The sequence below is a fragment of the Anaerolineales bacterium genome (assembly GCA_019637805.1).
In the GTDB taxonomy this organism is placed as follows: Bacteria; Chloroflexota; Anaerolineae; order Anaerolineales; family UBA11579; genus JAMCZK01.
This window is the reverse complement of record JAHBVB010000001.1, coordinates 936,447-949,008: the sequence shown is the minus strand read 5'-3', so window position 1 is coordinate 949,008 and position 12,562 is coordinate 936,447. Positions and strand designations below refer to the sequence as shown.

The following is a 12,562-nucleotide window of genomic DNA, read 5'->3' as shown; positions in this document are numbered from 1 at the left end:
CAGCGCCAGCCGGTACACCAGGTCGGCCTGCTCCAGGCAGGCCAGCTCGTAAAATCCCGGCGGCCGGCCGTAGACCGCCTCGGCCCCGAAGCGGTCTATTCGTCGGACGAAGCGGAGCTCTCGGCTGCTGGCGAGTCCAAGGGCTTCGGCGTAGGCGTAGCCGCTGACGCTTTTGGGACCGGCGCCGCGGCCTCCAGGTACACCGCCCGCACCTCATTCACCAACCAGGCAGCCAGCTTCACTGCCTCGCCCCGCGGCTGGGCCGGGAAACGGTCAGGGGAGAAGGCCTCCCAACCCTGCAGATCGAAACGCTCGATGCAGGCATACACGCCCGGCATCAGGGCGCCATACACCGCCATCAGGCCCGCGTTCTCGGGCAGCAGTTGCGCCCGCGCCAGGCCCTCTTCATAGGCGGCCACCTGCGGCAGGTACAGTGGATCGCGCAGCGTCACCGTACCGCTCCAGAGTTCACTGGGACTTGTGATTACTTTTCCCATTGTTAGCTCGGGTTGTGCGCCGCGACCGCCGCCGTGCCCCACTCCGGCTTCTTCGTGCCGGGGAACAGGCGCAGCTCGGCGCTGTAGGTCATCGCCTGCGGGTCCACCGCGTAATTGGCTACCGTCACCCCATCGTCAACACCGGCGCTGGCGATGCCGAACACCGGGTCGCCTGTCGTCCAGTAGCGCCGCATGCCGATGTACACCCCAAACACCAGCGGCGTATACAGGCCGTTCACCGGCACCAAAACCGTGTGGCTGCCGCTCAGCTTGGCCTCCTCGCCAGAGGCCGAGGCCGCCACGGCAGACCCCGTATCCATTGGCCCGCCAATGTTCAGCGGCATATCGCCCCGCCCCGCCAGCCAGGTCTTGAAGGCCTCCTGCAGTGCGCCCACGTCCACCCACTCCTGGGTGATCGCCACGCCCTGGATCGTGTTGACCGGCAGGTCGCGCATCACGTGGCCGGCGTCCTCGAGGGCAAATTTGAAAAACTTATTGACCGTACGACTGCTCATCTCATCCTCCAAAAGGTCTACTGACCGGGCAATCTATTGCCCAAAACTGCGCACAAAGGCCAGCGCGTATCTCGCATACGTGGCCTGGCCCAACACCACCTGCGGCCGCGTATAGCGCTCCACCGTCGTGCCCCGTGCCAGCGGCACGATTCCCGCCGCCGGCCCGGCCGCGATCGGCCCGCTGCTGGCCAGGTCGGCGAACTCGGCGTCCTCGTTCGTGTCCGCGTCCTGCAGTTTCAGCTCCACTTCGTCATCGGCATCGGCCAACATCCACAGCATGTAGCCGCCGTGGTTCGTGGCCGCCCCCGTGAAAGGGTTGTCCACGCCGGGGTCTTCATTGCCCGCCTCTACTGTGGCCAGCGGCTGCAGCAGCACCCCCCAGGGAATCGCATACAGGCTCTGCAGGCCGCCCAGGTTGCTGCTCGCAAAATCCATCTGCACCGTCAGGGTCTGCCCGGTCTGGCCCGGGTCCGCCAGGTAGTTGCCCTGCATAAACTCCCCGACAAAAGCGGGGTCGCCGGCAGCCGGCGCCAGCCCGCCCCGCCCAATCGCCGCCATTACCAACCGGTGCTCGCCCTCCCCACCGGCGAACACCTCATGCGGGCCGCTGACGGGCGTCGTGTCGAAGGCCACGTTCAGTTGGCCGATCGACAGCGTCACCTGGTTGGCCAGATAGGCGTACATCTCCACACCCACCGCCTCATCCCGCGCCCACTCGTGGTTCCAGGTCAGCGGCCCCAGGCTGCGGGCATAGCCGCTCATCTCGTAGCCATCCACCAGCACCCGCAGCGCCTTGGCTATGCTTCGGCTCATTCCGCCTCCTCTGCTGCCGGCCTACGGCTCTTCTTGGTGGCTGGTGTGGTCTTTACCGTATCCACCACCGCCGCCTCGCCCGCTTCCACCAGCGCTTCCTGGACCGCCGCCGGCAGCTCATCCAGCCAGGTGCCTGGCAGCACTCGGCGCCCATCCACCAGCTCGATCGGGCGGATCGCCCGCACACGTCCAGCCATCAGTTGATCAGCTCCTTGATCTGCACCCCAACGTCGAAACCAAAAAATTGCACATCATTCGGGGCCGGCACCACCCCAAAGGCGCTCACCGTCCCCATCACCACATCCACCGCCACGCCGCCCTCGAACGAGATTGCATGATGCTCGCGGAAGAATTTGTACAGCGCCGACACCAGCTGCACCATGCCCTCATAGTGTTCGGCCAGGCCCAGACCCTGGCCCACCTCGGCCACCAGCACCCGCCACACCAGCGTGTAGTCGATCGTCTCCTGCCCGCCCAGGCCGGCGCTGTAGCTATCACGCTGTGCATTGATCGCCCCGATGAATCCCGGCGCCGGCTGCATCAGCGGCAGCTGCGCCATCGCCGGCGCCGCCACCAGCTTCGCCGGCCCGCAGATCGTCAACCCGCTGGGCGGCGCCTTGGCCGCGATCGCAGCCGCCACCTGGCTGGGGTGGAAGGTCTCATCAACCATCAGGTCATCCTCCGGTACATCTTGAGGATCGCCATCGCCTGCTTGGGCGTGTCCTGCGGCGTAATCACCACGCCGGCCGGCGTCACCCGCGCCACCGCCTCGCTCCCTTGGCCGCTGCGCCGCATCTCGGCGGCCCGCACGATCTCCATGCACGCCAGGCAGATGTCCTCCGGCGGGGCCGCAAAGCGCCCCCAGCTGCCGGTCACCTGCACCAGCTCTTCAACGCCCCACCCGGGCACATCGGCCTTCAGCCGGATGCGATCCTTGTATTCGCCGTTCAGCGGCAGCAAGCGCACATCATTCACGGGGATCGCCGTTCCATCCGCATTCACCAGGCCGCTCAGCGTCTGCAGGGCGGCCTCCAGCGCCAGCTCTCGGCCGGCCGGCGGCTCATACAAACGTGTGGCCGCCTTGCCGCAAAAGGTCTGCCCGGTCTGCCGGTCGATGTAGCGGCTGGCGCTCTCGATCAGCGCCGCCAGCACCGCATCGTCCTTGATCACCTCCTCCGCAATGCCGCGATAGGCCTTGTACTCGGCCAGCGTGCAGTACCCGTCGCTGATCGTCGGCGGCACGTAAGGGGGGGTTTCGGGTTCTTCGGGCACCGGCTTACTCCTCGACTACTTCCGTTTCCACAGCAACGGCGGTGTCAGCCGCCTCCGCCTTCAAAACTTCCGCCACCAGGCTCTTGTGGTTAAAGCGGGCAATTGGCCCCGGTTGCACACCCAGCTCGGCCAACAGCTGCCTCAGCTGGTCCTTGCTCATCCTGGCCAGCTCAGACTCCCGGACGCTCAAGATCTTCTCGGCTCGGTCTTGGGCGATTTCATCCGGCTCAGGCCGGCCCTCGCCCTTGCGCAGCGGGCCGCGCTTCAGGCTGTAGGTCGCTTTCCGCGAGCTCGGCGCCGCATGCCCCGTCTCGATCAAGTGCTTGGCGTCCTCCTCGCCGGCCTCCACCACCATCCCAGGCGCCAGGTAAAACTCATTGCTGCGCCGGCCGCGGTAGCCGTTCAAGATCTCGATTCGCATCTAGCTTTCCTTTCAGTGCTCACGGGGCGGGCCTTATTGGCCCGCCCCGCAGCTTAGGCTATTCCTGCAGCGCCACCAGGGCCCCGCCCAGGTCATCCGCCACCACCGCGCCCATGTTTCCGTACACCAGGCCGCTGTCGCCGTTGTCCCACTTGGCCGCACCCACCATCACGCAGTCCTTCAGCAGGATGCGCTTGTTTGCTGGGTCCAGGCCGCCGGCCACCGCAAACGCCTGGGTCAGCGCCGTGCTGGCCAGGTTGATGAACGCGCAATCGCGGAATAGCTGGTAACGGTCCAGGCCAGCATTGCCCAGCAGTTCGACGAAGATCGCCCCGGCATGGCCGGCCTGTAGCGTGAAATCGCAATCAACAAAACGATTGCGCGCCGCGCCGCCCGTGGCCGCGAACACCAGGGCCGCCATGCCAGCCCCGGCCGCGATCGTGTCCACACCGATCGTGCAGCGCACAAAGGTGTTCTCGCTGCCGCCCGAGATCTGCAGGCTGGCCCCGCCATCGATCGCCTGGCTGGCGTGCCCGCCGCCGGCGAAATGTACGTTTTCGAAAAAGTTGCGCTGGCCGCTCACCCGCACATTCACCAGGCTGCCGTCATCATCCACTCCCTGGAAGATGTACAGGTTGGCAAACACACAGCCCTGCCCGCTGATTGTGATCAGTGGGCTCACATCCTCCGCGGCCTCCGCCTGGAAGATGCGCGCCCGCTGCCCGGCCTGGGTCGGGGCACAAACCCCCACCAGGTGGGCGTAGGATTTGCTCCAGGTGAAGCTCGCCTCCAGCTTCACGCTGCCCGCCCCGGCGATGTAGAACAGCACATCCTGCCGGCCGTCGCGCAGCGCCGCGTAAGCTGCCGGTAGCGTGCGGAACGCCGTCTCCGGGCTCAGCCCATCATCGGCATCATTGCCGCGCTCCGGGTCCAGGTAAAACGCCAGGCCGCCGCCCTGCGCCAGCAGGCCCTTCGCCAACTGGCCATCCACCAGGTCACTCAATCGGGCGCTGCCCCTGTGTAGTTGTTGCAACATAATTTCCTCCTCAGTGGGCTGGCCGGTCAGGCCAGCCCACTTTGATTTGCGGTTTTAGACCTTGACGTTGTAGGAGATTGCTGCGGCTTCTGCGTCGCGGTTGATCAGGCCCAGCATCGCCAGCGCCACGATCTCGTTCGCGTCGCTGGAGGGGTAGCGCGTCACCTCGATCGTCATCCGGCGCCAGTAGCCCAGGCGCCATTGGTCGTAGCGCACTGCCAGGATCGCGCCGCGCGTGTTGTTGGTCACTGTGTCCAGGTCGATCTTGCCTGCCGCATTGGCCTTCAGGCCATAGCTCGCGTCCTGGTTGACCCGATGCATGTTGCCGGTCGCCTGGACCTGGTAGCCCCAGATGCTCGTCAGGGTGCCTGCCTCGATTGTCGGCGCCGCAAACACATCACGCGTTTTCACCTCGGCCAGGCCCAGGCTTGCCCAGTGCGTCCACATGTCAAGGATGAATTCGACCTTGTCCTTGTTGCCTGCATTGCGGCCGCCCAGGCCCATCAACTTCACCGTCTCCAGGAAATCGCTGGCGTCAAAGGTCTCGCCGGCATCCCGCGCATTGCTGCCTGACCCACCCAGCAAGGCCAATTTCCGGAAGCCGTCCGCGATCAGGAAGGCCTCGTTCCCAGCCGGCGTACCGGCGATATCGTTGATGTTGGTGCTTGCGGTGGTGGTCTTGTCGCCATCGATCGCGATGTGATCGATCACCTCCTTGCCCTCCTGCACGATCGAAGCGCGCAGCTCTTCTGCCCACGGCACGAAGCTCTGCTCCTCCAGCTCGCCCGCGTAAACCGTGCGGGCGCCGATCTTGCCCATCGTCAGCTGGCGCTTGCCGGTGCCGCGCCGCGATGCCGGCACCGTCACTTCCGGGCGGCTCAGCGCCCCGTCCTCCAGGTCAGCTGCCTGGGCCACTTTGTAGAAACTCGGCGGGGCGCCCTCGAGGGGGATGTTGATCGCCTCCACCCCATGCGGCACTTCGACGGCAGGGATCTTGCCGGCAATGCTGCCCTCCTCAACGATCCGACGCCACAGGTCATTCGAGTAGGCTTCGCCCACCCACTCATCGCCATAATCAGCGAGCGTGGTCTGGTTCAGTTCATTGGCTTTCAGCGGCATCCCAGCCGCCTTCATCGCCCGCAGCACCCGGCTGTTCTGCCGGCGCTGCACCTCGGCCTTGGCTTCCACTGTGCGGATCGCCAGGGCCTTCAACGCCCCATCGCTCGCTCCGCCACGGGAGCGTCCGCCGGCCTTGGCCGCACTCAACACACCGATGGTCAGCGCCAGGGCGCCATCGTCCAGGTTGTCGTACTTGGCCGTTTCCGCATACTTCAGCAGGTCGGGAAGCTCGTCGGGGTTGTCTGGCAGCCGGCGGCCTTTGGTGGCCGACTCTTCCAGCGTTTTCTTCTCTTCCTCCCAGGCCGCCTGGGCCGCCTTAACCGCCGCGTCCTTGGCGTCCTCGATTTCCTTTTGGCGCTTTGCCTCGGCGTCCAGCTCGGCCTGCAGCGCCTTGCGGCCCTCCAGGCGCGCAGCCTCCAGCTGCGCTTGGCTAATTTCAGGTTCCATCGCTTTCACTCCTTTGGATTGGTTGGGTTGGTTGGTCTGGCTGGCCCCTGCTCCGCCGCGCCCAGGAGCTTCCTTGCCCCGGACCTCCGCGGCCTCTGGTTTGGTCTCCAGCCCCTCAGGCAGGTCGATGCCCGCCTGCTTGTAAATGCTCTTCAAAACCGGCAGCGCCACCGCATATGGGTTGGCCGGCGCCTGCCCCAGTGACAGATCCAGCAGGCTGATCTCGGCCACCGGCCATTCGCGGATATGCCCATCCTCATCGACCCGCACCAGGTGGTTCACCGAGCCAGATGAGGCCCTAAGCATTCCTTCGCGCGCTGCCTCCCATAGGCGCCGCGCCAAAGCGCTGGTTTGGTCCAGCAGGATGCGGTACCACACTCCGTCGCTGCGCTCCTCTGAGCTCACCGTGCGGCCCACGTATTTGGGCTCGCCGTCTGGCCCACGCCCATCCTCTCGATAACCGTGGTAGTACACCGCCACTGGCTCTGGGAAAAACTCTTCGCGTCGGTTGGTGCGCGGTGAGAAATACTGGCCGTCTGCATCGCGCCCATCGAATGGCCCGCCGTAGGGCATTCCCAGCACCTCCAGCACCATGTCGTCCAGGGCCTTGACCTTCATCGCTGCATCGATCCGGTATCTCTCCATGCCCGGCTCCTCCCACGAGCCAAAACAACAAAAAAAACGCCCGCCACCAGACTCCGTTTTTTGGAATCTAGTGGCGGGCGCTCATCTTCCGCCTGACTTCCCATGGGTTACCGGGAAGTAGCTCTATTGTCCGCCGCCAAGGCCTCAGCCCGGCGACATGCGCAACCTTACTGCAAAACCTCGGCGCCTGTCAAGCGCGGCGCTCTATTTCAACCCCAGCCGCTGCAGCCCGTGCTCGATCCAGCGCACATAGATCCGCCGGCCCTCGCCCAGCTTGCTGCGCGCCGCATCGATCAAGCGCCTCCAGCCCAGCGCGGCCATATGCCGCGCCTGCTTCACGCCGCCCAGGTGCTCCGCGTAGCTCGCCGCATTGCCCACCTCCGTGCGGTAGCCCCGCGCCGACACGCTGAAGCTGGCGCCGTAACGCTCCGAGCGCAGATCGTTGTACCCGTTGCTGTATTGCATGCCCACCCCGCGCTGGTAATAGGGCGCCGGGGGTTGGCTGCCCGGCCCGGTCGGTGGGTAGGCCAGCACACCATCCTGCTCCAGCACCACGCCGGCAAATTCCTTGCCGGCTGCCTCGGCCGAGCGCTCCAATTGCGGCGGCAAGGCCCTCAACATCGCCTGCACCTCCGGGCCGCCTTCGATCCGGATGTGGATCTCCGTCATCTCGCCTCCTCCAGGATCGCCGTGCGCACATGCGTCCAGCAACCGCAGCCCGGGTGCGTATCGCGCGGGCTGTGGTATTTTTGGCCGCTGCTCCGGTGCACGAATGGCTCGCCGGGCCGCCGCGAGACCCCATCCAAGCCCTGGCACACCGGGCACACATTCGGCGCCCGGTTGGTAAACCAGGTCTCCACCACCTCCACGTCCGGGAAATCTCTGGCCAGCTGCTCGCCGGCCAGCCGGTTGATCTCCCCATACGCCTGGGTGATCTCCGTGCGGGCCACCAGGATCGCCCGCTCTTTGCCGAACGGCAGCATCTCCACCAGGTCGCGCAGCCGCATGCCCGGCGTCTCCAAATACAGCGCCACCGCCTCCTGCACCGCTCGCAGCGTCGCCTGGTTGATGTTCGTGATCAGCTCCCCGAACTGGCTGCGCACATGGCCCGTGGCCAGGGTTTGATACAGCGCCAGGTCCAGCCCGATCGAGGCCTGCTGGGCGAACAGCTCCGTCGCATGGGCGCCGGCCTCGCTCAGCACCAGCAAGATCGCCGCCTCAGCCTCCTCATCGCTCAAGCCCAGCTCCCCCAGCTGCAGCCACAGGTCAGATTTTGCTGAGGGTCGAAGACCCTCAGCAAAATACAGCACCGCCGCTTGCTGCGCCGCGAACAGCTGCCGCACCGCCTTCGCCAGGCGGTCCTCCAGCCGCTCCTTCTGCGCCCGGCCCGGCTCGCGCCGGTCGCGCCGCTTGTAGGCCGCGTCCAACTCCACGCCCCGCGCCGCCAGCGCATCCGCGGCCTGGTCGATCTGCCGGTAGCTATCCAACATACAACGCGTCGGGGGGTGGCCGGCGGCCATTCCGCCGTGTGGCCGCTTCGACGGCTAGGGCGTCCTCCAGGTTGCGCAGCGCATCCACCCGGGTCATGCCCCAGCCTCTGCAGCCGCCCACCTGCGGGCTGTGTGCCTGGTAGCCCTTGCCGTCTCGCCGTATCTCAACAGTCACCTCTTTGGGGTCAAGCATCTTCTCTCACCTCATCGATCAGGTCTTGCAAACGCTGTTTCAGCGCCCAGTCTCCGCCCAGCACCTCGGCCTTCAACTCCGTTTGCTCAGCCTCGTCCAAGGTCTCAAACCGGAATTCGCCCACCTTCTCCGGTTTGCCTTCCTCCAACCGCTTCTGGGCATAGCGGCGGAACTGCTCTCGCTCCTTCTCAGCGCCCGGCCGGCGCACTGCCTTTTCGGCCGGCAGAGCCGTGTTCGTGTCCAGCCGTTCCAGGTCACCGCCCATATCCCGCGCCAGCTGCCCGCCCCGTCCTCCGGGCAGTGGAGCTTCGCTGTAGTACTTCTTGCGCACCTCGTCCACCGTGTGTGTGCGCTCGTAGGCCAGTTGCTCCCGCAGGCGCAGCTCGGTGTCCCTCGGCCGCACATCCTCAAAGTTGCCCAGCAGGTTCTTGCCGTAGCTCGGCAGCAGCTGGCTGGTGACTTTCTCGCCCAACAATTTGTGCAGCGGCCACACGCTCAGTTCGTAAAAAGCGTCCCGGCCGCTCTTTGAATTGGCCTCTGTGCTGTTCACCGCCAGCCAGCTGTTCAGCCCCGGCGCCAGCCAGTTGAAGATCTCCTCCTGGTTGGCCTCGCGACCGGCCAGGAATTCCATGTCCTTGCGCGTCATCGAGGTCGCCACCCAGTTCACGCCGCCAACCCCCACATTACGCAGCATCATCATCCGCTGCTCTTTGTCCGCCTGCTTCACCTGGGCCTTCAGCTCCGCCCACTCCTCATCGCCGATCGGATCAGGGAAAGCCAGCAGCCCGGGCACCCGTCCGCCCTGGTCGTGAAAATAACTCGTGTTGTGCTTCTGCATCGCTAGGTCGCCCTGCGCCACGATCGCCAGTTGCGAGATCCGCGACAGCCCCACGTACATATTCATCGAATGGAATTCGCGCGTGTGCAGCACCTCCCAGGGATCCAGATAAACGACTGGGGCGCCGCCGCCCGGATCGTACTTGTAGCCGCGGATCCCCTGCCTGCCGTCCGGCACCGGCTGTATTTTGTGGCTCGGCACCAGCCACATCTCCTGGATTGGCGCCGTGGCATGCGCTTTGTTTAGCCAGGCGTAGGCGTTGCCGGTTAACAGTTGGTACGAAAAGAACGCCCGCCAGAACTCGAAACCGGCCCACAGCGGGTTTGGCCGCCGGTGCAGCAGCTCGTAGGGATGGTTAGGAATATCGCGCGCCTCCTCGCCCTCCAGCTGCACCACGTTAAACAAGCCGCCGGCCGCCTGCTGCGCCACGGCCGAGATCGCCATGCTTACCCACGCCAGCCTTTGGTACAGGTCCTGCTGGTTGTAGGCCACCGCCAGGCTGGGCATCGCTCGCTCGCGGTCTCCACTCACCAACGCTGGCCCAGGCACCGTCGCTTTGGCCGGTGCCCCCACCGCCTGCCGGTAGGCGCCCACCGCCCCGCCCGCCACATTGCCCAGTACGCTGCCCAGCCCCAGCCCTAACTTGTCAAATATGCCCATGCCTGCTCCTCGTTTACGCGAAACCCACTAGCTTCGCGCCGCTGATCCCGTGCTTCTTCTCGTACTCGCGGGCCAGCTGCATGCCCTTGGTGATTGTGTCGATCTGGTCGTCCTTCTCACCCGGCCGCGGGAAGACGCTGGCCTCCTCCACAAAGTCCCGGTTCCACGGCCCGCGCACCAGGCAGACCCGCCCCAGGTCGTTCAGCGTCTGCAGCGGCAAAGCCATCTCTTCCTTGCCCGCCTCAGGTTTCACCGCATAGATCGGTCGGCTCTGCAGCTCCGCCCGCAAGTCCTGGATCGCTGCCAGCTGGAAGGCCACATTCTCCAGCCCCCAGATCTCGCCGGCCGGCACCTCCCCGGAGATCTCCACCAGCCGCCGCCGGCTCTCCGGCCAGGCCGCCCGCCAACGCCGCAGGTCGCGGATGTACAGCACCCCATCCGGGTCAAACGCGATCGCCGCCCCGCAGGTGTAGTCGGCCTTGGCGCTCTCGCTGGTCGCCAGGTCCCACACCCGGAACCAGCGCAAGTTCTCCGGCGCCCGGTCTACCATCTGCCATTCCTTCGCAAAAAAACCGCCCGTGCGCGGCCGCGGTGTTTGCATGTGCAGCGCCAGCCAGTCGTGCGCCGCCGTGTTCGCCCGGATCTGGCGCACCTGCTCTGGTCCGTACTTGCCCGGCCACAGCACCTCGCCAGGCTGCCGGTCTAACGGGTCTTTCAAGTTCAAATAAATGCCTTGGGCCAGGGCCGACCGCTGCTCGCTCTCATCCTTGGCGTATTCGCTTTCCTCCGGGGCCACCGTCGGCAGGCTCAGCACCCGCCACTGGTCCGCATCCGGGTTGTGCAGCATCTCTCTCATCAGGTATCCGGCCAGGTCGTTTGGGTGCCAGCGCGTCTGCACCAGCACCACCGCCGCAAAGTCCTCCAGCCGCTGGTAAGCCACCGAGCTCCACCAATCGATCACCTTTTGCCGGTAGGCCGCGCTCTCGGCCTGCTCGCGGTCTTTATACGGATCATCGATCACCATCAGGTGCGCGCCCTTGCCGGTCAACGGCCCGCCCACGCCTGCCGCCGCCAGGCCGCCGCGGTGCGGAACCGCCAGCTCCCAGCCGCTCACCGCCCGGCTGTCCGGGTCCAACCCCACCGGCTCATCCACCAGCGCCTTTTGGCCAAAGATGCCGGCATACTGCTCCGAGAGAATAATGTCGCGCACCGCCCGCGAATTGCCGTGCGCCAGGTCGGCGCCGTAAGACGCCAGGATCACCCGCATGTCCGGGTTCTTCCCCAGGAACCAGGCCGGGAACACCTTGGACACCTTTTCGCTCTTGCCGTAGCGCGGTGGGGTCAGGACGATGTGCCGCCCGTAGCCCTCCCGGCCGCGCGTGCGCACATAGCGCTCGGCGTCCTCCAGGGCATGGTCGATCAGCCGGTGGAATCGCTGCGTCTCGTACCAGGGCAGCAGGTACTCTGTGGCCGCGGTCAGCCGCCGCCGGCCCAGCTCGCGCCGCGCCAGCTCGCGCTTGGCGTCCGTCGGGCTAACCAGCGTGTTTGGTTGGCTCAGCATCACTGCCGTTCGGCTCCCCTTCTTTGGCCAGCACGCCCCAGTCGCCCTGGCTCAGCTGGATCAGTTCCTCATCGCTCAGGTCCTCAACCCCACGCTTGGTTTTGAAATCACCCTTCAGCAGCATCGCCTTCAGCTGGCTGATCGGCACATAGTCCCCCGTCATTTCCAGGAACATCTTGCGGTCCGGGTGCGCCTTGTAATCTGCCTCAGCCGCCACTTCTTTAAGTGCCGCCAACACATCTGCCCGCGCATGGTACAGCTCGGCCGATTGCAGCATCCCCACCGTCGTCTCGATCATGGGGTTCTTCTGTCGCCACACGCTCAGCCTCCGGTCGCTGCTCAGCCCCAGCACCTGCGTGGCCAGCTCTTCCTGCGTCGGTGGCCAGCGGTTTTTGCGCGGGCTGGCCAGCCAGGCGATAAAAGTCGCCTGCCGCCACGGCCAGCCGCGGCCCAGCAGCCACACAAAACTGTCCAGCCACTTTGGCAGCTCATGCGGCAGCGACGCGCCGTCCTTTGCGGCCCAGGCTCGCCTATCGCCCCGCACCAACAACATCAGGGCCTCTCGAGCTGCCGCGCTGATATCCGCCGCGTCCTGTGCGCTGGGTGCCCCGTCGTCCTCCAGCGCATCAAACTCCGCCCCCAGCCCCAGCTGGGTGTAGGTCATGTCCTTGTTCTCGATCGGCACCCTGGGCCTCCCAAACAAAAAAAACGCCCGCCACCAGACTCCGTTTTTTGGAATCTAGTGGCGGGCGCTCATCTTCCGCCGGACTTCCCATGGATTACCGGGAAGTAGCTCTCTTGTCAGCCGTCAGCTTATCACGCTAACAAATGCAATGTCAATCAAAAAGGCCGCCGGAGGGCTCCGGCGGCCTTTTTTTCTAGGGTTTAGCCATCAATACTCGTTCTACCAGCAAAACGAATAGTCCGGCAAGAACCGCTACGGCAAAGGGTTCCAAACCCATGATTGCCCTCCTTTCTGTTGTCTCAAGAAGAAACATCAGAAAGCGGCGGGAATGGTGTATCCTATTGAAAAACTTGACAATCCTAAGCACACA

15 protein-coding genes are annotated in these 12,562 nt (G+C 65.3%); all 15 read right to left on the bottom strand.

Going from position 1 to position 12,562, the window contains the following annotated elements; all coding sequences use genetic code 11:
* Positions 1-95: 95 nt before the first annotated feature.
* Positions 96-452: a hypothetical protein gene (locus KF885_04660; protein MBX3048445.1), complete on the bottom strand. Its 357-nt coding sequence runs from the start codon at positions 450-452 to the stop codon at positions 96-98.
* Positions 453-499: 47 nt separating this feature from the next.
* Positions 500-1,012, bottom strand: a complete 513-nt coding sequence (locus KF885_04655; protein MBX3048444.1) for a hypothetical protein — start codon at positions 1,010-1,012, stop codon at positions 500-502.
* A gap of 33 nt (positions 1,013-1,045) precedes the next feature.
* Positions 1,046-1,825 (bottom strand): hypothetical protein, encoded by a 780-nt coding sequence (locus tag KF885_04650; GenBank protein MBX3048443.1) that lies wholly within the window; start codon positions 1,823-1,825, stop codon positions 1,046-1,048.
* Complete coding sequence (locus tag KF885_04645; protein MBX3048442.1) at positions 1,822-2,022, bottom strand: hypothetical protein; 201 nt, start codon at positions 2,020-2,022, stop codon at positions 1,822-1,824. Before KF885_04645 ends, KF885_04650 begins: the two co-directional genes overlap by 4 nt.
* Positions 2,022-2,495: a hypothetical protein gene (locus tag KF885_04640; GenBank protein ID MBX3048441.1), complete on the bottom strand. Its 474-nt coding sequence runs from the start codon at positions 2,493-2,495 to the stop codon at positions 2,022-2,024. The genes KF885_04645 and KF885_04640 overlap by 1 nt, the downstream gene beginning before the upstream one ends.
* The gene (locus KF885_04635) at positions 2,495-3,097 is read right to left on the bottom strand and encodes a phage gp6-like head-tail connector protein (GenBank protein MBX3048440.1); all 603 of its coding nucleotides are present in this window, start codon (positions 3,095-3,097) and stop codon (positions 2,495-2,497) included. The genes KF885_04640 and KF885_04635 overlap by 1 nt, the downstream gene beginning before the upstream one ends.
* 4 nt (positions 3,098-3,101) lie before the next feature.
* A complete protein-coding gene (locus tag KF885_04630) occupies positions 3,102-3,518 on the bottom strand; it encodes a hypothetical protein (GenBank protein ID MBX3048439.1) in 417 nt (138 codons plus the stop codon).
* Between the two features lie 58 nt (positions 3,519-3,576).
* Complete coding sequence (locus tag KF885_04625; protein MBX3048438.1) at positions 3,577-4,554, bottom strand: hypothetical protein; 978 nt, start codon at positions 4,552-4,554, stop codon at positions 3,577-3,579.
* A 54-nt stretch (positions 4,555-4,608) separates the two neighbouring features.
* A complete protein-coding gene (locus KF885_04620) occupies positions 4,609-6,765 on the bottom strand; it encodes a hypothetical protein (protein MBX3048437.1) in 2,157 nt (718 codons plus the stop codon).
* 204 nt (positions 6,766-6,969) lie between these two features.
* Entirely contained in the window at positions 6,970-7,434 is a 465-nt protein-coding gene (locus KF885_04615) for a hypothetical protein (GenBank protein ID MBX3048436.1), read from the bottom strand.
* Complete coding sequence (locus KF885_04610) at positions 7,431-8,255, bottom strand: hypothetical protein (GenBank protein ID MBX3048435.1); 825 nt, start codon at positions 8,253-8,255, stop codon at positions 7,431-7,433. Before KF885_04610 ends, KF885_04615 begins: the two co-directional genes overlap by 4 nt.
* A complete protein-coding gene (locus KF885_04605; GenBank protein MBX3048434.1) occupies positions 8,245-8,448 on the bottom strand; it encodes a hypothetical protein in 204 nt (67 codons plus the stop codon). Before KF885_04605 ends, KF885_04610 begins: the two co-directional genes overlap by 11 nt.
* Positions 8,441-9,946 carry a phage portal protein gene (locus tag KF885_04600; GenBank protein MBX3048433.1) on the bottom strand — a complete coding sequence of 502 codons (1,506 nt, stop codon included), beginning with the start codon at positions 9,944-9,946 and terminating at the stop codon, positions 8,441-8,443. Before KF885_04600 ends, KF885_04605 begins: the two co-directional genes overlap by 8 nt.
* Positions 9,947-9,959: 13 nt before the next feature.
* On the bottom strand, positions 9,960-11,507 hold the full coding sequence (locus tag KF885_04595) for a terminase family protein (GenBank protein ID MBX3048432.1): 1,548 nt from the start codon (positions 11,505-11,507) through the stop codon (positions 9,960-9,962).
* Positions 11,479-12,192 (bottom strand): hypothetical protein, encoded by a 714-nt coding sequence (locus tag KF885_04590; GenBank protein MBX3048431.1) that lies wholly within the window; start codon positions 12,190-12,192, stop codon positions 11,479-11,481. The genes KF885_04595 and KF885_04590 overlap by 29 nt, the downstream gene beginning before the upstream one ends.
* Between the last annotated feature and the right edge of the window lie 370 nt (positions 12,193-12,562).